Below are 19,131 nucleotides of genomic sequence, written 5' to 3'. Positions count from 1 at the left end.
CCGGTCAACTCCGCGAGCAGGGGGCCGGATTCAGCCCTGTGCCAGCCACATGTCGGGGCCGAACACCTCGTAGTGGATGTCGGCAGCGGGGATGCCCTTGGCCAGCAACTGGGTGCGTACGGCGCGCATGAAGGGCAGGGGGCCGCAGAGATAGGCGTGGGTGCCGGGGGCGACGGCGAGGCCGCTCAGATCGACCTGGCCGGTGGCGGGGTGGCCGGTCTCGGGGTCCTCGTACCAGAAGTGGGCGGCGGCGTCGGGGAGTTTGCCGGTGAGCAGGGCGTGGTCGGTGCGCATCGCGTGGGTGGCGGGGGAGCGGTCGCCGTGCACGACGGTGACCGGGGCGCGGTGGCCGGTCGCCGCGAGGTGTTCCAGCATCGACAGCATCGGGGTGCAGCCGATGCCCGCGGAGGCGAGCAGGAGCGGTGCGTCGGTGGAGTCGAGCACGAGATCGCCGTACGGGGCGGAGACCCGCAGCACGTCACCGGCCGCCACCTCGATGTGCAGATGGCGGGAGACCTCGCCGTCGGGCGAGCCGCCGCCGTGCACCCGCTTGACGGTGATCGAGCGGAGCCGCGAGCCGGGGGCGCAGGAGAGGCTGTACTGGCGTATCTGGCGGGCCCCGTCGGGGAGTTCCACCTGTACGGAGACGTACTGGCCGGGCCGGAAGGCGGGCGCGGGCGCTCCGTCGGCCGGGCGGAGCTGGAAGGTGGCGACGTCGGCGGTCTCCTCGATCCGGGCGGCCACCTCCCACTCGCGCCACACGTCGCCGGCGACGACGCCCTGCTGTGCGTACAGCCGCTCCTCGATCGAGATCAGGGCGCCGGCCATCAGCCAGTAGACCTCGTCCCAGGCGGCTGCGACCTCCGGGGTGACCGCGTCGCCGAGCACCTCGGCGATGGCGGCGAACAGGTGGGTGTGCACGACGTCGTACTGGGCGGCGGTGACGCCGAGCGAGGCGTGCTTGTGCGCGATCCGGCCGAGCATCACGTCGGGGCGGGTGTCCGGGTGCTCGATCAGCTGGGTCGCGAAGGCGGCGATGGAGCCCGCGAGGGCCTGCCGCTGGGCGCCGGACGCCTGGTTGCCGCGGTTGAAGAGGTCGCGCAGCAGCTCGGGGTGGGCGTCGAAGAGCTTGCGGTAGAAGAGATCGGCGATGTCTCCGACGGCCGCGCCCAAGGCGGGGAGGGTGGCACGGACGGTGGTGGTCGACGCCTCGGAGAGCATCGGGACTCCTTCGATGTTAATTGGTATTTGAGATTCGTATTTTTGGGCAGGGTGGAACCGGGCAGCGCCGAACCGGGTGGAGCGAGGCCGGGCGTGGGGCTCGTGGTGTGGTCGGTGGCGGCTCAGCCGGTGTCCGGGCGGCCGCGGCTGATGCCGATCAGCAGCGGTCCGGTGGGGGATGCGACGAGTTCGGTGATGGTGAGCGGATCGAGGGCGGCGTAGAAGGCCTCCTCCGCGCGGCGCAGGGCGCCGCGCAGCCGGCAGGCCGAGCGCAGCGGGCAGGGGGTGGTGCCCTCGCAGTCGACGACGTCGCCGGGCCCCTCCAGTTCGCGGACGAGCTCGCCGATCGAGGCGGAGCGGCCCGCTCCGGTGAGGCTGAGCCCGCCGCCGCGGCCCCGTCGCGCCTCGATGAGGCCGAGGTGCTGGAGCTTGGCGACGACCTTGGCGGCGTGGGTGTACGGCACCTGCATGGTGGCCGCCACCTCCCGGGTGGTCGGCGGGTCCTCGTTCTCCGCGACGGCGAGGCGCATCAGTACGCGCAGCGCCACGTCGGTGAATCTCGTCAGCCGCATGACAATCACCGTAGATAAGTTGCATCGAGGATGCAAATTAAAGTGTCACGCGGGCATCGCTGTGCGTGGTGCCCAGCCCAAAGCCGATTAGTCACACTCTTTTGTGTAATGGCGCGGGCGCTCTCCGTGCTGAAAGGCTCCTTCTCGCAGGTCAGCCGAAATCGAGAGGACCACAGATGTCCGTTGGTGAAGAGGTTCAGAACGCGTCGGTGCCGCCGCAGCAGAGTCTGGGGACGGCAGCGGCGCGGAACCTCGCGACGACCACCAAGTCCGCCCCGCAGATGCAGGAGATCACCTCGCGGTGGCTGCTGAAGATGCTGCCATGGGTGCAGGTGCAAGGTGGTACCTACCGGGTGAACCGCAGGTTGAGCTACTCGGTCGGGGACGGCAGGGTGACCTTTGTGCAGACCGGTGACCGGGTCGCGGTCATCCCCGCCGAGCTCGGAGAGCTCCCCGCCCTGCGGGACTTCCGCGACGAGGAGGTGCTGGGCGAGCTCGCCCGGCGGTGCGAACAGCGCGAGATCGCGGCGGGACAGGTACTGGCCGCGTCGGGGGACGCGGCGGACAGCGTCTACCTCCTGGCGCACGGCAAGGTCGAGAGGGTCGGCACCGGCCCCTACGGGGACGAGACGGTGCTCGGGGTCCACGCCGACGGGGCCTACTTCGGGGACCAGGCCCTGGTCGACGGCGACGCCGTCTGGGAGTACACGGCCCGTGCCGTCACCGCCTGCACGGTGCTGAAGCTGAGCCGGGCGGACGTGCTGAACCTCGCCGAGCGCGCGGACTCGCTCCGCGAACATCTCGCCGGACTGCTCAGCATCCCGGAGCAGCGCACCAACAAGTACGGCGAGGCCGCGATCGACCTCTCCGCCGGCCATGTCGGCGAAGCCGTCGTCCCGCACACGTACGTCGACTACGACGCGGCGCCGCGGGAGTACGAACTGAGCGTGGCCCAGACCGTGCTGAAGGTCCACAGCCGGGTCGCCGACCTCTACAACCAGCCGATGAACCAGACCGAGCAGCAGTTGCGGCTCACGGTCGAGGCGTTGCGCGAGCGCCAGGAGCACGAGCTGATCAACAACCGCGAGTTCGGGCTGCTCAACAACTGCGACTACGGGCAGCGCCTCCAGCCGCACGACGGTGTGCCCGGCCCCGACGACATGGACGAGCTGCTCTCGCGCCGCCGCGGCTCGAAGCTCTTCCTCGCCCACCCGAGGGCCATCGCCGCATTCGGCCGCGAGTGCAACAGGCGCGGCCTGGTGCCGGAGAGCATCGACATCGGCGGACACCACGTGCCGGCCTGGCGGGGGGTGCCGATCTTCCCGTCCAACAAGATCCCGATCACCGACGCCCGGACCACGTCGATCATCTGCATGAGGACGGGTGAGGCCGAGCAGGGCGTCATCGGACTCCAGCAGTCCGGCATCCCCGACGAGATCGAGCCCAGCCTCTCGGTCCGCTTCATGGGGATCGACGAGCAGGCGATCATCTCCTACCTGGTGACGGCCTACTACTCCGCGGCCATCCTCGTGCCGGACGCCCTGGGCGTACTGGAAAACGTCGAGGTCAGCCGCTGGCGGTAGCCCCTCGGGGGCCCGGACGACGATGTCCGGGCCCCCGTCAACCTCCGCCACCGGGCAGCCGTGCCCGGGGCGGCCTCGGGAGGACGCCCCAGTGAAGACCCATCACGCACCCCAACCACCCACACCCCGGGCCCCGGGCGGCAACGCCCCACCCGTCGGTGCCCCGGCCGTCCCCGCGATGCGGGGCGCCGACGACCCGCCCATCCCCGCGGCGCAGGGCCAGGAGGCCGAGGTCCTCCTGGAGCGGACCAGGGCCCTCGTGGATCCCCAACTGCGCGCCGCCGTCGAATCCCTGCCCGGATCGATCCGCCGCGTCGCGATGTACCACTTCGGCTGGCAGGAGGCCGACGGCAGCCCGTCCTCGGGACCGGCGGGCAAGGCGGTCAGACCCGCACTGGTCCTCGCCGCCGCCCGCGCACTGGGCGGCGACCCGGCACAGGCGGTACGGGCAGCCGTCGCCGTGGAGCTGGCCCACAACTTCACCCTGCTGCACGACGACGTCATCGACGAGGACCGGACCCGTCGGCACCGGCCCACGGCCTGGGCGGTCTTCGGCATCCCCGACGCGGTCATCGCGGGCGACGCCATGCTCGCCCTCGCCCAGCGGCTGCTCGCCGAGGATCCGTCCCCGGCCGGGGCCCTCGCCTCGGCACGGCTCTCGACCTGCGTCATCGAGCTGTGCGCGGGCCAGCAGGCCGACTGCGCCTTCGAGGACCGGGGCCCCGACGAGGTCACGCTGGACGAGTGCCTGACCATGGCCACCGCCAAGACCGGCGCCCTGCTCGGCTGCGCCTGCGCGCTGGGCGCGTTGTACGCGGGCGCGGGGGAGCGGGCGGTCGGCGCGATGGACGGATTCGGCCGGGAGGCGGGCCTCGCCTTCCAGCTGATCGACGACCTGATCGGCATCTGGGGGGACCCGGCACGGACCGGGAAGCCGGTCGGGGCGGATCTCGTCGCCCACAAGAAGTCCCTCCCCGTGGTCGCCGCGTTGACCTCCGGCACCCCGGCGGCGGCCGAACTCGACACGCTCTACCGGGGATCGATGAACACACCCGGCGAGGTGAGCAGCGCCGCCGACGCCGTCGAGCGGGCCGGCGGCCGGGACTGGGCGCAGATCGCCGCGGCGGACCGGATGGCCCGCGCGGTCCACCACCTGTCCCGGGCGGTCCCCGATCTCGCCGGCGCCGGCGACCTCCTGACCCTGGCGGAGTTCGTCACCCGCCGGACGCACTGAGAGCGGGGAGCGGAGAGCAGGGCACGGAGCCGAGAACGGTGAAGGGGGCGGAGGAAGGAGAACGGAACAAGGTGCCGAGGTCACAAGGCCCGTGAGCCGAAACGGAGGGCGAGAGGGCGACTGTCATGGGCACGGGCTACAGTCCGTGCCCATGACAGATGAGTCGTGGGCGGGGTGGTACCGGGACCGACAGGGTTCCGACGCCGTCGTCCTCACCACCGACGGACAGCAACTACGCCTCCGGACAAGGGGCATCGACTTCGAGGGTGCGAGCTTCGACGGCCTCACCCCGGCTGTCGGCACGCCACCGGCCGACGACCGGTTCACCCTGGTGGACGGTGCGCTGAGCGACTGCGTCCTGGAGTGGGACCTCCCGCTCCCGGTCATCTGGGAGGGAGCCGTCCACCAGGCCACGCTCAGCTGCCTGTTGTCGCTGCGCCGCCCCGATTCGCATCTCAGCCTTGAGCTGCAGTTCGGCGGAGCGGCCTACACGTCCCATCGCGCCGAGAACGACTTCGCGTCCGCGCTCGCCACGATCCAGCGCGCCCTGCCGCCCGGCGTGCGTCTCCAGACCTGCATCGCCTGCGCCTTCTCGGACTACTTCCCGGCCCCGGCCGCGGTGCGCGGACTGTCCGGCGGCCTGGCCTGCTTCCGGGGCGCCAAGGACGCCTACCGCGGAGCGGCCGGTGAGGGCGATGTCCTGGACCTGTGGGACCGGCGCACGGGATTCGTCCAGGAGATCTGGAGCTGCCGCGAGTACGAGCCCCGCCCGGAGCAGGGTGCCGGTACGGGCCACCGCGGCGCCTTCCCGCTGGAACACGCCTGATCGACCCGGCCCCCGGGCCGTGACCGACTGCCCGGCCCGGCAGTCGGTCCGTGGGCTCGGCCCGGCCCGGTCCGGTCCGGGAAGGCGGCGTGGTGCTGTGCCACCTGACCCGTACCGCGTTCGGAAGCCGGTGGGCAGGGCGCAGAGGCCACCCCGTCCTACGAGGTGGCCCCGATGGTGCGATGCGTCCGGACCGGGGTCAGGAGGCGCTGCGCGCGAGTGCGGCCGCGAAGCCGTTCTGCCAGAGGTAGTTGACCTGGCTTCGCTCGTTCGCGTCGGGATACGGGTTGGTGCAGGACGGGCCGGGGCCGCCGCCCGACATCAGCTCGCTGCACGGACCGGAGTAGTGATCCGGAAGGCCGAGCACATGCCCGGTCTCGTGCGTGGTGACGCGGGTCGAGTCGTACTGCTGGTTCTGCGCGTAGTCCAGGAAGATGTATCCGTTGCCGTGCCCGTCGGTGCTCGCGTACGAGCCCCTGGAGTCATTGCCCTCGTAGTAGGTGAAGTCGGCGTTCGAGCCCTCCTGCAGCCGGACGCTGGAGACGGAGCTGTTCCAGATCTGCGCGCTGTTGGATATCTGGGTGCGGAAGCTCGGCGCGTTGGCGGTGCTGTAGACGACGGTGACCGACTGGGCGCCGGGGTTCGCCGCCCGCTTCTTCGCCACGGACTTGGCGACCGCCTCGAAGAACGCCTTGTTCGCGGCGGCGTTCTCGTGCGACCCGGCGTAGGCGGTGTAGCCCGCCCGGACGTCCGACGTGGTGGTGACGGGTGCTGCGGCGGGGGCCGAGGAGGCGATCGCCGGTGCCGTGCCCAGCGCGGCCGCGAGGCCGAAGCCGAGGCCGACCACGGCCGACATGACGGTCCTGGGGTGTCTCATGGGGGGTCTCCTACCGTTACCGGTCAGATGAACCCGTCCGATGATCGGACTCGGACGGGTGCGGTACGGAGAGAGTGTCGGGGAGCGGAAGCCGCGGCGGATGATGTCAACCGGCGATAGCACCGGGCTATCGCCAACTCGGTACCGCCGCCGAAGGGTCCACCAACTCCAGGTGAATTAAAGGACTTTGGTGCGATTGGGGAGTCTGGTGCGAAAGTCGCCCGCCGCCCTACGCTCGACCGTATGGAGCTTGAGGTGAGACACCTCAGGGCGCTGTGCGCCATCGCGGATACGGGCAGCCTGCACCAAGCCGCCCGCAGGCTGGGCGTGAGCCAGCCCTCCCTGACCACTCAGCTGCGCCGGATCGAGAACACCCTGGGCGCCGAGCTGTTCCGCCGTGAACGGACCGGCTGCCGCCCGACGTTGCTCGGCCGTTCCGTCCTCAGCCGGGCCCGCCCCCTGGTCGACGGAATGACCGCCCTGGTCAGCGACGCGAAGGCGGAGGCGGACGCGGTCCGGGCCTCCGGGCCCCGGCTGCGCATCGGCTGCACGGCGAGCCGGGTCATCGGCGGCTGGCTGCGCAGGCTGCGGCTCCGGCTGCCCGGTACGGACATCTCGCTGCGGGTCGACGTATCGGCCGGCGCACTGCTCCGCGACGTCGGGGCGGGCGGGCTCGACGTCGCCTTCGTGCACGAGGTCGAGGGCTGCCCGCTGGTCGTCCCGGACGGCCTGGAACAGCGCGTACTCCTGGACCGCGAACCGCAGTTCATCTCCATGGCCCGGGACCACCCCGCCGCCGCCCGCCCCGTGGTCGACCTCGTCGACCTGGCGGCCGACCGGTGGATGGTCGACCCCACGGTGGACGGCGAATGGGACGGGCTGCGCCGGGTGTTCGGAGAGGCCGGACTCGCACCGACCGTCCTGCACGGCGACTACCTCACCGCCGCCTCCCTCGTCGTGCTCGGCGAGGCGGTCGCCCCCTGCCAGCCCACCTCCGGACCGCGCGACGACATGGCGATCCGCCCGCTGCGCGACGACCCCCTCGCCGTACGGCTGCTGCTGGTGTCCCGGCCGGGCGCCGACACGGCCACGGTGTACGGGGAGTTGGAGGCGGCCTACCGGGAGGCGGCCCGGCGCGCGGCCGGGTACCACCAGTGGCTGCTGCGCAACCGCAGCCCGCTGGCCCGCACGCCATGAGGGGCCGGTTCCCGATTCCGCCGAGAGCGAGGACCGGTTCCCACCGGGCCGCCCGGCGGGCAGAGTCGGCCCCATGAGGCTTCTGATGCTGGGTGGTACGGAATTCGTGGGGCGCGCCGTCACCGAGGCGGCGCTGGCGCGCGGCTGGGACGTCACGGTGTTCCACCGCGGCCGGCACGCACCCCCGCCGGGCGTGACGGAACTCCTCGGCGACCGCACCACCGAGGACGGCCTCGCCGCCCTGGCCGGATCCGGCGAGGGCCCCGGCGGGTACGCCTGGGACCTGGTGGTCGACACCTGGAGCGGTGCCCCCTCGGCCGTACGGGACGCGGCCCGTCTGCTGGCCGGCCGGGCCGCCCGGTACGCCTATGTCTCCAGCCGCTCCGTGTACGACTACCCGGCTCCGGCCGGTCTGTCGGAGGAGGGTCCGCTGGTGGCCGGTGCCTCGCCCGACGCGGGCGGGGACGTCTCGTACGCCCTGGCCAAACGCGGCGGCGAACTGGCCGCGCTCGACGCCTTCGGCGACCGGGCCCTCCTCGCCCGCGCGGGGCTGATCCTTGGCCCCTGGGAGAACATCGGCAGGCTGCCCTGGTGGCTGCTGCGGATCGCCTGCGGAGGACCCGTACTGGCCCCGGGCACACCGGATCTGAGGCTTCAGTACATCGACGCCCGCGACCTCGCGAACTGGCTGCTGGACGCGGCCGGCAGCGGTCTGCACGGGCCGTACAACCTGGTCAGCCGTCCGGGCCACGCCACCATGGGGCAACTGCTGGAGGCCTGTGTGCGTGTGACCGGCTCCGACGCGGCACTGCGCTGGACACCCGCGGAGAAGATCCTCGCGGCGGGCGTGGAGCCGTGGAGCGATCTGCCGGTATGGCTGCCGCCGGGCGAGCTGTACGACACCCTGCACTGCGGTGACGTCAGCAAGGCGTACGCGACCGGCCTGCGCTGCCGCCCGGTCGAGGAGACGGTCGCCGACACCTGGAAGTGGCTGGAGGAGCTGGGCGGACAGGCCCCGCAGCGCCCGGACCGGCCCGCGGTCGGCCTGGACCCGCGCGTGGAGGCCGAACTCCTGGCGGACTCGGCCTGACGCACCGTCGGACACCGCGGGCGCGCTGCCGGGGACGGTCCGGCGCGCGCTCGCACGCACGGGCGTAGCCGGTCGCGGCCCCGTGTATCCGGGTGCATCGGGCTCGATCCGGGCGTGGCATTCCTATCGTTTGGTATGTAAAGCTGCATATTGCCCCTTATGGCAAATCAAGCGCGTAGGCGCGGCAAAGGTATCCGGGCGGCGGTGGCCATGGCGGCAGCCGCGGCCATGGTGGGCACGATGGCGTCCATCGCTCTCGCCGACCCGCTGCCCGGCGGGCTCGGCCCGTGTCTGGGCAGCGACTGCCCGACGACCTGGCTCGATCCGAACAACGAGCCCGTCACCCATCACGACAGCAATATCAATATCCTCGGCGGCGGCGACTTCCTGGTCCGGGAGGCCGCCGCCGAGGAGGGGGCGAACCACGGTGTGGTCAAGCACGCCGGGAACGTCAGCGGAACGGTGATCCCGGCCCCGCTCCGCGACCCGGCCGCCACGGAACCGTACACGGCGCTGCGCGACCAGCTGACCGCGGCCAGCCACTGCTACGCGTACGACGACAACCAGGACCACCGCCGTCCCGCCACGGGCACCGTGGTGAACGCCGGTTCCGAGACCGTCTTCACCGGTGACGGCACCTCGCCCCTCCAGGTCTTCGCCGTCGACCCCGATCTGGCGACGGTCCAGGGCGGTCAGCAGGGCATTACGTTCAACGCGATCCCGGACGGCGCTACCGTCCTCGTCAACGTCTACGGCAGCACCCGCAGTATCAGCACCTACATGGGCTCGCTGCCCCAGGCAGGGCTCCGCGAGCGCCTGCTGTGGAACTTCCCGGACGCCACCGAGGTCGGGCTGCACGGCACCGGTCAGTTCCAGGGCAGCGTGCTGATCGGCCAGCAGTCGAGTACGGCCACCTTGGACATGAGCGGCACCAACGGCCGTTTCTACACCGCCGGTTCGCTGACCCACACCTCGGCGGGCCAGTCGGGCGGCCAGGAACTGCACGCCTACCCCTTCGACGGTGATCTGCCGACCTGCGGCGAGGAGCCCACGCCCACGCCGACCCCGACTCCGACGGGCACCCCCACCCACACGCCGTGGCCGAAGCCCACGCCGACCCACACCTGGGCGCACAAGTCGGAGGGGCCTGAGAAGCCTGGGGGCTGGGCGCACAAGTCGGAGGGGCCTGAGAAGCCTGGGGGCTGGGCGCACAAGTCGGAGGGGCCTGAGAAGCCTGGGGGCTGGGCGCACAAGTCGGAGGGGCCTGAGAAGCCTGGGGGCTGGGCGCACAAGTCGGAGGGGCCTGAGAAGCCTGGGGGCTGGGCGCACAAGTCGGAGGGGCCTGAGAAGCCTGGGGGCTGGGCGCACAAGTCGGAGGGGCCTGAGAAGCCTGGGGGCTGGGCGCACAAGTCGGAGGGGCCTGAGAAGCCTGGGGGCTGGGCGCACAAGTCGGAGGGGCCTGAGAAGCCCGGGAGCTGGGCGCACAAGTCGGAGGGGCCCGACGAGCCCGGGAGCTGGGCGCACAAGTCCGAGGGGCCCGACGAGCCCGGCGCCTCGCCGCACAAGCCCCATCCCGGAGCGGAGCTCCCGCACACGGGTGCGCGCGGCGGTGAGTGGATTCTGGGCGGGATCGCCGCCGCTCTGCTCGTGGCCGGATCGGCGGCCACGCTGATGGCCCGCAGGGCGCGTCGACGCGGCTAGTTTTGGCCCATGGCCGAACTGCTGCTGCACCTCACCGAAGGCCCCTTGTGGGAGGCGGCCCGCGGGATCGGGACGTACGAGATGTCCACCCGCGGCCGCACCCTGCACGAAGAGGGCTTCATCCACTGCTCGCTGCCGCACCAGCTCACCGGCGTGGCCGAGATGCTGTACGGCGCCGGGAGCGGGGCCGGGACCGGCGACCAGGAACTCGTGGTCCTCGTCATCGATCCCGACCGGCTCCCGGTGCCCGTACGGTACGAGTCCGTCCCGCCCGGCGGCGAGGAGTTCCCGCACATCTACGGCCCCGTCCCGGTGGACGCGGTCGTGGAGGTGCGGCCCTGGCCGCGCAAGGAAGGCGACCCCGCATGAACAACCCACCCCCCACCGGCCCGGAGAATCCGGGCTCCCCCATCGTCGCGGTCACCGGCGCGAGCGGAGCCGTCGGCGGCCGTGTCGCCCGGCGCCTGGCGCGCGCCGGAGTGCCCGTGCGGCTCCTCGGGCGCGACCCGTCCCGGCTGCCCGAACTGCCCGGCGCCGTCGCCGCCCCGCCCGCCCCGTACGGCGACGGGGAGGCCATGCGCCGTGCCCTGGCCGGGGCGCACACGCTGTTCCTCGTCTCGGCGCACGAGAGCCCGGACCGTGTGCGCGAGCACACGACGGCCGTGGACGCGGCGGTCGCCGTGGGCGTCGAACGCATCGTGTACGTCTCCTTCCTGGGCGCGGCACCCGACGCCACGTTCACCTTCGCCCGGGACCACTGGCACACCGAGGCGCACATCCGAGCCGCCGATGTCCGCTACACCTTTCTCCGCGACAGCCTGTATCTCGCCGGGATCCCGGCGATGACCGGCGCCGACGGGGTGCTGCGCGGCCCCGGTGGCGACGGTCGGGTGGCGGCGGTGGCGCACGACGACATCGCGGACGTCGCGATCACCGTCCTGCTGGCCGACACCGAGAGTGCCGACACCCGCTACGACGGGATCACCTACGACCTGACGGGCCCCGAGGCATTCACCCTCGCCGAGGCTGCCGAGGAGCTCGGCAGGGTCACCGGCCGGACCATCACCTACGTGGCGGAGACCCGTGAGGAGGCCTACGCCTCCCGGGCGCAGTACGGTGCCGAGGACTGGGAGGTGGCCGGCTGGGTGACGTCCTACGAGGCCATCGCCACCGGCGAGATGGCCACGGTCTCGGACGCCGTGCCGGACCTCACCGGCCATCCGGCGACGAGTCTGGCCACCTTCCTGAGGGAGCATCCGGACAGCTACCGGCATCTGCTGAAGACGGACTGACCCCACGGCGGGCGGTGCCGGAGGGCGGGCGGTGCCGGAGAGGGTAAGGGGGCCTGCGGCCATGCGTACGGAGACTCCGTGGGGTCCCTGGGATCCGCCCCCGCCGGACGAGGCCGCCCGCCTCTTCGCGCCGTTGCGCGTCCCCTGGTGGATGGCCGGGGGATACGCGGTCGAATTCGCCGTGGGCCACGCCTTCCGGGACCACGGCGACATCGACGTGCTCCTGCTCCGCCGCGACCAGCTCGCCGCCCAGCGTCTTCTGGCGGGCTGGGAGTGGTGGGCCGCGGACCCGCCCGGCACGCTGCGCCCCTGGCTTCCCGGCGAGGTGCTGCCGCCGTACGTGCACGACATCTGGTGCCGCCCGGGGCCCGACGAACCCTGGCGCGTCCAGCTCATGCTCGACGACGCGGAGGGCGACGACTGGCTGTTCCGCCGAGATCCCCGCATCCGCCTGCCGCTCGACCGGCTCGGCCGCGTCTCCGGGGACGGCGTTCCGTACCTCTGCCCCGAGGTGCAGCTCCTGTACAAGGCCGGGTCCCCGCGCCCCAAGGACGAGGAGGACTTCGCGAAGGCGCTGCCGGTCCTCACCGCGGACCAGCGTGCCTGGCTGACCGAGACCATCACCCTGGCCCAGGGCGCCGGGCACCCGTGGGCGGTCCGCCTGCGCGCCCACCCGGCGGGCTGACGGGGCGGCCGGCCGTCAGCTCACGTACGCGCCCGACCGGGCCGCCGCCGCGGCGGCCTCGGCGGCACGGTCGGCCGCCGCTTCGTCGAGCGGGTCGCCGCTGGCCAGCAACCGGTAGTAGAGCGGCGCCGATACGGCGCGGATCACCTCGTCCGGGTCTGTCCCCGTCGGCAGTTCCCCGCGCTCGACGGCCTCGGTGACGCAGCCGGACCACTCCTTGATGCCGATCGCGTAGAACCGGTGCAGCGCCTCGGCCGTGCGCGGGTCGCAGGTGGCCGCGGCGATCACGGACTTGAAGAGCGCGCCCTGCCGCGGGTCGGAGAGGGTCGTGACCACCAGCCGGGCGTTGGCCCTGAGGTCCTCGGCCAGGGAACCCGTGGCCGTACGGGGCGAGGACTGCTCGGCCATGTCGTCGAGCAGGTCCGCGATCAGACCGGTGGGCGTGGACCAGCGTCGGTAGACGGTCGTCTTGCCGACCTCCGCCCGGCGCGCGACATCGGCGAGGTCCAGGCGGTCGAAGCCGTGCTCGGCCAGGGCGTCGCCCGCCGCCCGCAGGACCGATTCGCGGACCCGGGCAGTACGCCCACCGGGCCGGACGCTGCCCGGCTCCACACCCTCAGATGCCATAACGGGTCTCCAGTTCCATTAGCAACCCTTCCTCTGTTACGGTGACTCCATCTTAACGGAACTCAAGTCCCGTTAAAACCTCTCCCTGAGGAAGACCCATCATGTCCGCACCCAGTCACGCCCCGTCGGATATGACCGGCCCCGCCGCCGCTCCCGCCGTCTCCCCGTCGAAGACCCGCATGGCCGGACGGCAGAAGCTCGTCCTCGCACTCCTCCTCGGCGCCCAGTTCATGATCGCCGTGGACTTCTCGATCCTGAACGTCGCACTGCCCGTCGTCGGTGAGGGGCTCGGCTTCTCCCTCTCCCACCTCCAGTGGATCGCCACCGCGTTCGCGCTCGCCGCCGCCGGCTTCACGCTGCTCTTCGGCCGGATCGCCGACCTCGTCGGCCGCAAGCGGCTGTTCCTCGTCGGCATGGCCGTCCTCGGCCTCTCCTCCGCCCTCGGCGGGCTGGCCACCTCGCCCGAAGTGCTGCTCGTGGCACGAGTGTTGCAGGGACTCGCCACGGCGGCCGTCACCCCGGCCGGACTCGCGCTGCTGACCACCGCCTTCAAGGAGGGCCCGCTGCGCGAACGCGCCCTGGGTCTCAACGGGGCGCTGATGTCCGCCGGATTCACCGCGGGCGCCATCCTCGGCGGCCTGCTCACCGATCTGCTCTCCTGGCGCTGGGCGTTCTTCATCAATGTGCCCGTGGCCGCCCTGGTGGTTGCCCTCGCCCCGTCCGTCATCACCGACTCGCGGCCCGCCGGGCGCCCCCGGCTCGACATCCCCGGCGCCGTGACCGTCACCGGCGGCCTGCTGCTGCTCGTCCACGGTCTGACGCAGGCCGGCGAGTCCGGCTGGACCACGCCCACCACCCTGGCCGCACTCCTCGCGGGGCTCGCACTGCTCATCACCTTCCGGGCCGTCGAGAAGAGGGCCGCGGCGCCGCTGGTCCCGGTACACATCCTGAAGCGGCGCAGCGTCATCTGGGGCAACACCGCGGGCCTGATCGCCTTCGTCACCGAGACCTCGCTGGTCTTCCTGCTCACCCTCTATCTCCAGGAAGTCCTCGGCTACTCACCGCTCGCCACCGGCCTCGCCTTCGGCGTCCTGGGCATCGGCACCGTGATCGGCGGCACGCTCGGCGGCCGTGCCGTCGGCCGGTTCGGGAGCCGTACGACCATCGTCACCGGCGGAGTCGGCCAGGCCGTCGCGACCCTCTCCCTGGTGGCGCTCGGAACGTCGGGGGAGTGGATCACGCTTCTGCTGGTGGCCACCTTCGTCGGTGGCATCGGCAACATGCTGATGATCGTCGGCTTCATGGTCACCGCGACCTCCGGACTCCCCGACGAGGAACAGGGGCTGGCCACCGGCCTCGCCACCCTGACCCAGCAGGTCGGCATCACCATGGGCATCCCGGTCATGAGCGCCGTCGCCACCGCCCGGATGTCCGCCCTCGGCGACACCGGCCCCGAAGGTGTCCTCTCGGGGGTCTCGGTCGCGATCCTGGTCAACTCGGCGCTGGCCCTGGCCGGCGCGCTGCTCGCGGGCGCCTTCCTCGGCCCACGGTGTGCGAGGAGCGGCGCGCGGCGGTGACGGCGGGTGGGGCGACCACCGCGCCACCCGCTCCCCCTCGGCGCGGAGATGCCGGCCGGATCCACCGACTTCCGTCGGATCCGTCCTCCGGTATCTCCGCGTCCGCGTGTCTCAGCCCTCGTCGTGCGCCTTCCGCAGCGCGGCGATGTCCAGCTTCTTCATGGTCATCATCGCCGCGGTGGTCCGCGCGGCCTTCTCGGCGTCCTGATCGCCGATCAGGTCGATCAGCGCCTCGGGGACGACCTGCCAGGAGACGCCGTACCTGTCCTTCAGCCAGCCGCAGGGTCCCTCTTCGCCCCCGTCGGTGAGGCTGCTCCAGTAGTAGTCCACCTCGTCCTGGTCCGAGCACCGGATCTGGAACGAGATGGCTTCATTGAAGGTGAACTGCGGCCCGCCGTTCAGTCCGACGAACTTCTGGCCGTTGATCTCGAACTCGACCGCCATCGCCGATCCGGCAGGCCCGGGTCCCGCTTCGGTGTATCGGCCGGTCCTGCCGAGGCGGGAGTTCTTGAAGACCGAGAGGTAGTACTCCGCCGCCTCCTCGGCCTGCCCGTCGAACCACAGACATGTGGTGAAGCCCTCGGTGGTCATCGCTGTCTCCCCTCGTGTACGCAGCCCCATCGTCTGCGCATGTCCACCCATATCGACCGATCCTGCACCGAAAGTTCATCGGTGGTACGAGGAGCGAATCGACGGGGGACCGGCATCGGCCGACTTCATATGGTCCCCTCGGGAGAGGCGAAACCTTCGGCGACACGGCCGCGTTCCGGGTAAACGGCTTCGCAAACACGTTCCCGAACGCCTCCGTACGCGCCTCCGTACGCCTCCGCGCACACCTTCGCGCACACCTTCGCGAACGGCTCCGCACACGCCTTCGTAAACGGGTTTCTCGGGCTGGGGAGTTGCCCCTACGATCACCGCAGCGGGATCGCGCGGTCCCGCAGACTGCGGCGCCGTGGCAGAGCGGCCCATTGCGATCGGCGTCCGGAGGTCACCCGTACGCCGACTGGGGGGTAGAGGGCGGACCTGCCCTCCCCGTCCGCGGGTTCGAATCCCGTCGGCACCGCGGTCGACCGCCGGCGGACCGGGCCTCCCGTCCGCCTCCCGAACAGCTCCGCACACGCGGGAAGGGCCCGACCGCTCGAAGCGAAGCGGTCGGGCCCGTCGACTTGCTCGTCCGGCTGGAGCGGGCGCTTCAGCGGCGACACGGGCGGCCGCGCCGGCCGCCCGTCGGGACCTATGCGATGGTGCGGATGAGCTTCTTGTTGACGAACTCCTCGATGCCCGGTCGGCCCAGTTCCCGGCCGAACCCGGAGCGCTTGATGCCGCCGAAGGGCAGCTCGGCGCCCTCGGCGCCGACGCCGTTGACGAAGACCATGCCGGCCTCGATGCGGTCGGCGACGCGCGTGGCCTGTGCGGGATCCGTGGTGAAGAGATAGGAGCCGAGGCCGTAGGGGGTGTCGTTGGCGATGCGCAGCGCGTCGTCCTCGTCGATCGCCGGGAAGATCATGGCGACCGGTCCGAAGAGCTCCTCACGCGCCATGGCGTGGTCGGTGGTGAGCCCGGTGAGGACCCCGGCCGGGAAGTGGGCACCGTCGCGCTCGCCCTCGGTGTGCAGCGTCGCGCCCTCGGCGACGGCGGCGTCCACCTGGCGGCCGAGGGCCTCGGCGGCGGCGACCGACGACAGCGGTGCGCCGGACTGACGGGCGAGGAGCCGGGCGGTGAACTTCTCGACGAACGCGTCGTGGAGGTCGGACACGACGACGAACCGCTTGGCGGCGTTGCAGGCCTGGCCGGTGTTGTCGAGCCGGGCGGAGACCGCGGCCTCCACCACGGAATCGAGGTCGTCGGTGGAGAGCACGATGAACGGGTCGGAACCACCGAGTTCGAGGACGACCTTCTTCAGGTGCCGTCCGGCGATCTCGGCCACGGCGGCGCCGGCCCGTTCCGAGCCGGTGAGGGACACGCCCTGGACGCGTGGGTCGGCGATCACCCCGGCGACCTGTTCATTGGTGGCGTAGACGTTGACGTACGCCCCGGCGGGGAAGCCGGCCTCGGTGCACAGCCGCTCCAGCAGCGCCGCGGTGGCCGGACACTGCGGGGCGTGCTTGAGGACGATGGTGTTGCCCAGGGCGAGGTTCGGGGCAGCGAACCTCGCGACCTGGTAGGCGGGGAAGTTCCAGGGCATGATTCCGAGCAGGACGCCCACCGGGCTGCGACGGATGACGGCGCGGCCGGGACCCGAGGTCACCCGCAGTTCCTCATCGGCCAGGAACGCCTCGGCGTGGTCCGCGTAGTAGTGGTAGATGTCGACGCAGAAGTCGATCTCGCCCTCGGCCTCTTCGAGCGGCTTGCCCATCTCCCGCACGATGCTGTCCGCCAGTTCGGCACGGTGCCGGTCATGGAGATCGCCGAGTCGGCGCAGGAGCGTGGCACGTTCGGCCACTGAGCTGTTCCGTCCCCAGGCGGTGGCCGCGTGGGCAGCGTCGACGGCCGCCGCGATCTCGGTGTCGGTGGCGGTCGGATAGGTCTTTGTGGTCGTGCCGGTGGACGGGTCGGTGACGGCGTACATCAAGTCTCCCGGAAGTGTTGGGGGGTGTGGAGGCCGGAGGCCGGTCTTGCGTACAGGGTGCCGCGGGGCCGTGGTCGAGGAGCCTACGGCTCCAGAATGGTGCAGACCCCGACGTTCGATCTGAGGTCCTCGAAGGCGGCTGCTTCCCGGAGCGGGCAGGCGGCGCCGATCAGCTCGTCCAGCGGGAGCCGTCCGGCCAGGCTTCCGGCCGTGAGCCCGGTGTCCTGTGGGCGCCGACTGCACTCGGCCCGCAGGCGTTCGTATGCGACACGATCCCTGTCGGCCATGAAGGGGATCGATTCGTCGACCGTGCCGCATGCCGGGCAAAGAAAACCGCACCCGGTCCGTCACGGACGCCGTGCTCGGCGACCCGCGGACCGGGTGCGGAAAGGTAGGCGATGCGACCCGCGACAACCGCAGGTCGAACGGCCTGGCCGGAGATCAGGCCTTCTTGGTCTCCCAGAAGATCTTGTCGATCTGGGCGATGTAGTCCAGCGCCTTCTGGCCGGTCGCCGGGTCCGTGGAGGCCTTCGCGGCCGACAGGGCCTTGAGGGCGTCGTTGACCAGCTGGTGCAGCTCCGGGTACTTCTCGAAGTGCGGGGGCTTGAAGTAGTCGCTCCACAGCACCGAGATGTGGTGCTTGGCGAGCTCGGCGCGCTGCTCCTTGATGACCACCGCGCGGGCCCGGAAGTGCGGGTCCTCGTTGGCCTGGTACTTCTCCTGGACGGCCTTGACGGACTCCGCCTCGATGCGGGCCTGGGCCGGGTCGTACACGCCGCAGGGCAGGTCGCAGTGGGCGCTGACCTTCACCTTGGGGGCAAACAGGCGGGAAAGCATTGAGCTGTCCTTCCTCGTGATCGTCTTCTCAGGTGGGACATTACTCCGTGAGAGACGTGTTTTCGTGGGTGCCCCCATGGGCTTAGGCCAAAAGTCCAGGGCGAGGATGGGACCAGTGGCCGAATGCGCGGAACGCTGTACAGGACGTGTACTGGACGGACCGGGGAGGTGCCGGAGAGATGCGGGAGGTGCCGGAGGTGCCTGAGCTGACGCAGGAGCAGCCCGGCCGGGGGCTGGCGGCGCGGGTGCCGTTCCAGGTGGTGGAGGTGACCGGGCCGTCGATGGTGCCGACGCTCCATCACGGGGACTGGCTGCTCGTGCAGTACGGGGCGACGGTGCGCCCCGGTGACGTGGTGATCCTGCGGCATCCGTTCCAGCAGGACCTGCTGGTCGTGAAGCGGGCCGTCGAGCGCCGTCGGGGCGGCTGGTGGGTGCTGGCCGACAACACCTTCGCGGGCGGGGACAGTACGGACTACGGGGTGGTGCCCGAGGAGTTCGTACTGGCCAGGGTCCGGGCGCGCTACCGGCCGCTGAAGAAGGATCAGCGGTCGGTGCGGGGTGTGGTGGCCTGGGCGGTCTCCGCGCTGCGGCCGGTGTCGGCCGCCCGTTCCGTCTCCAGGCGCTTGCGGGCCCGGTAGGCGGCCACATTGGCGCGGGTCGCGCAGCGGTCCGAGCAGTAGCGGCGGGACCGGTTGGTCGAGGTGTCGACGTAGGCGTTGCGGCACGGCGATGCCTCGCACAGGCCGAGCCGGTCGACCCCGTACGAGGTGAGGTGGAAGGCGAGGCCCATCGCCGCGATGGCGGCGTACCCGGCCGTCGCGTTCGACGGGTGGTCGGCCAGGTGCATGTGCCAGTCCGGCTTGCCGTCCTTGTCGCGGATGTCGTGCCCGGAGATCTGCGGGCTGACCGGGAACTCCAGCAGCAGCGAGTTGAGCAGGTCGACGGCGAGCGTCTCGTCACCGTCGTCGGCCGCTTCGAAGACCGAGCGCAGCCGCCCCCGTACGGACCTGAATCGGGTCACGTCCGCGTCGGTCGCCCGCCGGGCCGCCTGGCCGTTGGCGCCGAACAGCTCGCGGACCGCCTCCACGGAGGTGAGGGAGTCCTTGTTGCGGGCCGGCTCCTCGGTGTTGACCAGACGTACGGCGTAGTCCGAGTAATAGGCCAGTTCCACTTGTAGTCCTTACGGCGTCGGTCTATGGTCGATGCAGCGAACGGTGTAATGGTCGTTTGTGGTTCCAGG

Annotated in this window: 20 protein-coding genes and 1 tRNA gene; 12 read left to right on the top strand and 9 right to left on the bottom strand. The window is 71.5% G+C overall.

What is annotated here, in order from left to right:
* Positions 1 to 30: 30 nt before the first annotated feature.
* Positions 31 to 1,221, bottom strand: coding sequence for a globin domain-containing protein (locus OG611_RS00745; RefSeq protein ID WP_266414469.1), 1,191 nt, complete (start codon positions 1,219 to 1,221; stop codon positions 31 to 33).
* Between the two features lie 122 nt (positions 1,222 to 1,343).
* Complete coding sequence (locus OG611_RS00740; protein WP_266414467.1) at positions 1,344 to 1,793, bottom strand: Rrf2 family transcriptional regulator; 450 nt, start codon at positions 1,791 to 1,793, stop codon at positions 1,344 to 1,346.
* Between the two features lie 176 nt (positions 1,794 to 1,969).
* Between OG611_RS00740 and OG611_RS00735 the strand changes: the two genes are divergently transcribed.
* From OG611_RS00735 to OG611_RS00725, 3 genes are all read left to right on the top strand, one after another.
* Complete coding sequence (locus tag OG611_RS00735) at positions 1,970 to 3,376, top strand: family 2B encapsulin nanocompartment shell protein (protein WP_266414465.1); 1,407 nt, start codon at positions 1,970 to 1,972, stop codon at positions 3,374 to 3,376.
* Positions 3,377 to 3,554: 178 nt separating this feature from the next.
* Positions 3,555 to 4,610, top strand: coding sequence for a family 2 encapsulin nanocompartment cargo protein polyprenyl transferase (locus OG611_RS00730; protein WP_266425413.1), 1,056 nt, complete (start codon positions 3,555 to 3,557; stop codon positions 4,608 to 4,610).
* A gap of 151 nt (positions 4,611 to 4,761) precedes the next feature.
* Positions 4,762 to 5,436 (top strand): DUF6304 family protein, encoded by a 675-nt coding sequence (locus tag OG611_RS00725; RefSeq protein WP_266414463.1) that lies wholly within the window; start codon positions 4,762 to 4,764, stop codon positions 5,434 to 5,436.
* A gap of 199 nt (positions 5,437 to 5,635) precedes the next feature.
* On the opposite strand, the gene snpA is transcribed toward OG611_RS00725, so the two are convergent.
* Positions 5,636 to 6,313: a snapalysin gene (snpA, locus tag OG611_RS00720; protein ID WP_266414460.1), complete on the bottom strand. Its 678-nt coding sequence runs from the start codon at positions 6,311 to 6,313 to the stop codon at positions 5,636 to 5,638.
* A 243-nt stretch (positions 6,314 to 6,556) separates the two neighbouring features.
* On the opposite strand from snpA, the gene OG611_RS00715 reads away from it, so the two are divergent.
* The 6 genes from OG611_RS00715 to OG611_RS00690 all read left to right on the top strand — a co-directional run bounded on the left by OG611_RS00715 (position 6,557) and on the right by OG611_RS00690 (position 12,278).
* Positions 6,557 to 7,510, top strand: coding sequence for a LysR family transcriptional regulator (locus tag OG611_RS00715; RefSeq protein WP_266414457.1), 954 nt, complete (start codon positions 6,557 to 6,559; stop codon positions 7,508 to 7,510).
* A gap of 85 nt (positions 7,511 to 7,595) precedes the next feature.
* A complete protein-coding gene (locus OG611_RS00710) occupies positions 7,596 to 8,600 on the top strand; it encodes a reductase (protein WP_266425411.1) in 1,005 nt (334 codons plus the stop codon).
* Between the two features lie 159 nt (positions 8,601 to 8,759).
* Complete coding sequence (locus OG611_RS00705; RefSeq protein ID WP_266414454.1) at positions 8,760 to 10,301, top strand: choice-of-anchor A family protein; 1,542 nt, start codon at positions 8,760 to 8,762, stop codon at positions 10,299 to 10,301.
* A gap of 9 nt (positions 10,302 to 10,310) precedes the next feature.
* On the top strand, positions 10,311 to 10,670 hold the full coding sequence (locus OG611_RS00700; RefSeq protein ID WP_266414452.1) for a DUF952 domain-containing protein: 360 nt from the start codon (positions 10,311 to 10,313) through the stop codon (positions 10,668 to 10,670).
* Complete coding sequence (locus OG611_RS00695) at positions 10,667 to 11,593, top strand: NAD(P)H-binding protein (protein WP_266414450.1); 927 nt, start codon at positions 10,667 to 10,669, stop codon at positions 11,591 to 11,593. The genes OG611_RS00700 and OG611_RS00695 overlap by 4 nt, the downstream gene beginning before the upstream one ends.
* Positions 11,594 to 11,654: 61 nt before the next feature.
* A complete protein-coding gene (locus OG611_RS00690; protein ID WP_266414448.1) occupies positions 11,655 to 12,278 on the top strand; it encodes an amino acid transporter in 624 nt (207 codons plus the stop codon).
* 15 nt (positions 12,279 to 12,293) lie between these two features.
* Here OG611_RS00690 and OG611_RS00685 read toward each other — a convergent pair whose 3' ends face one another.
* The gene (locus OG611_RS00685) at positions 12,294 to 12,905 is read right to left on the bottom strand and encodes a TetR/AcrR family transcriptional regulator (RefSeq protein WP_266414446.1); all 612 of its coding nucleotides are present in this window, start codon (positions 12,903 to 12,905) and stop codon (positions 12,294 to 12,296) included.
* Positions 12,906 to 13,006: 101 nt separating this feature from the next.
* Between OG611_RS00685 and OG611_RS00680 the strand changes: the two genes are divergently transcribed.
* Positions 13,007 to 14,482 carry an MFS transporter gene (locus tag OG611_RS00680; protein ID WP_266414444.1) on the top strand — a complete coding sequence of 492 codons (1,476 nt, stop codon included), beginning with the start codon at positions 13,007 to 13,009 and terminating at the stop codon, positions 14,480 to 14,482.
* Positions 14,483 to 14,593: 111 nt separating this feature from the next.
* Here the strand turns inward: OG611_RS00680 and OG611_RS00675 are convergent, their stop codons facing one another.
* Positions 14,594 to 15,073: a VOC family protein gene (locus OG611_RS00675; RefSeq protein ID WP_266414442.1), complete on the bottom strand. Its 480-nt coding sequence runs from the start codon at positions 15,071 to 15,073 to the stop codon at positions 14,594 to 14,596.
* A gap of 358 nt (positions 15,074 to 15,431) precedes the next feature.
* Here OG611_RS00675 and OG611_RS00670 point away from each other — a divergent pair.
* Positions 15,432 to 15,548: transfer RNA gene (locus OG611_RS00670), tRNA-OTHER, on the top strand.
* A gap of 171 nt (positions 15,549 to 15,719) precedes the next feature.
* Here OG611_RS00670 and OG611_RS00665 read toward each other — a convergent pair.
* The 3 genes from OG611_RS00665 to sodN form a co-directional block, all read right to left on the bottom strand.
* Positions 15,720 to 17,054 (bottom strand): NAD-dependent succinate-semialdehyde dehydrogenase, encoded by a 1,335-nt coding sequence (locus tag OG611_RS00665; protein ID WP_266414440.1) that lies wholly within the window; start codon positions 17,052 to 17,054, stop codon positions 15,720 to 15,722.
* Between the two features lie 83 nt (positions 17,055 to 17,137).
* The gene (locus OG611_RS00660; protein WP_266414438.1) at positions 17,138 to 17,341 is read right to left on the bottom strand and encodes a hypothetical protein; all 204 of its coding nucleotides are present in this window, start codon (positions 17,339 to 17,341) and stop codon (positions 17,138 to 17,140) included.
* 154 nt (positions 17,342 to 17,495) lie between these two features.
* A complete protein-coding gene (gene sodN, locus OG611_RS00655; RefSeq protein WP_072483792.1) occupies positions 17,496 to 17,891 on the bottom strand; it encodes a superoxide dismutase, Ni in 396 nt (131 codons plus the stop codon).
* A gap of 179 nt (positions 17,892 to 18,070) precedes the next feature.
* Between sodN and sodX the strand changes: the two genes are divergently transcribed.
* Complete coding sequence (sodX, locus tag OG611_RS00650; RefSeq protein WP_266414434.1) at positions 18,071 to 18,529, top strand: nickel-type superoxide dismutase maturation protease; 459 nt, start codon at positions 18,071 to 18,073, stop codon at positions 18,527 to 18,529.
* On the opposite strand, the gene OG611_RS00645 is transcribed toward sodX, so the two are convergent.
* The gene (locus tag OG611_RS00645) at positions 18,433 to 19,062 is read right to left on the bottom strand and encodes a CGNR zinc finger domain-containing protein (RefSeq protein ID WP_266414432.1); all 630 of its coding nucleotides are present in this window, start codon (positions 19,060 to 19,062) and stop codon (positions 18,433 to 18,435) included. The two genes, sodX and OG611_RS00645, sit on opposite strands and share 97 nt — an antisense overlap.
* Positions 19,063 to 19,131: the final 69 nt, after the last annotated feature.

The organism is Streptomyces sp. NBC_01363 (assembly GCF_026340595.1).
Taxonomy (GTDB): Bacteria; Actinomycetota; Actinomycetes; order Streptomycetales; family Streptomycetaceae; genus Streptomyces.
Note: the sequence above shows the minus strand (reverse complement) of the source record. Positions and strands in the feature narration are given on the sequence as shown.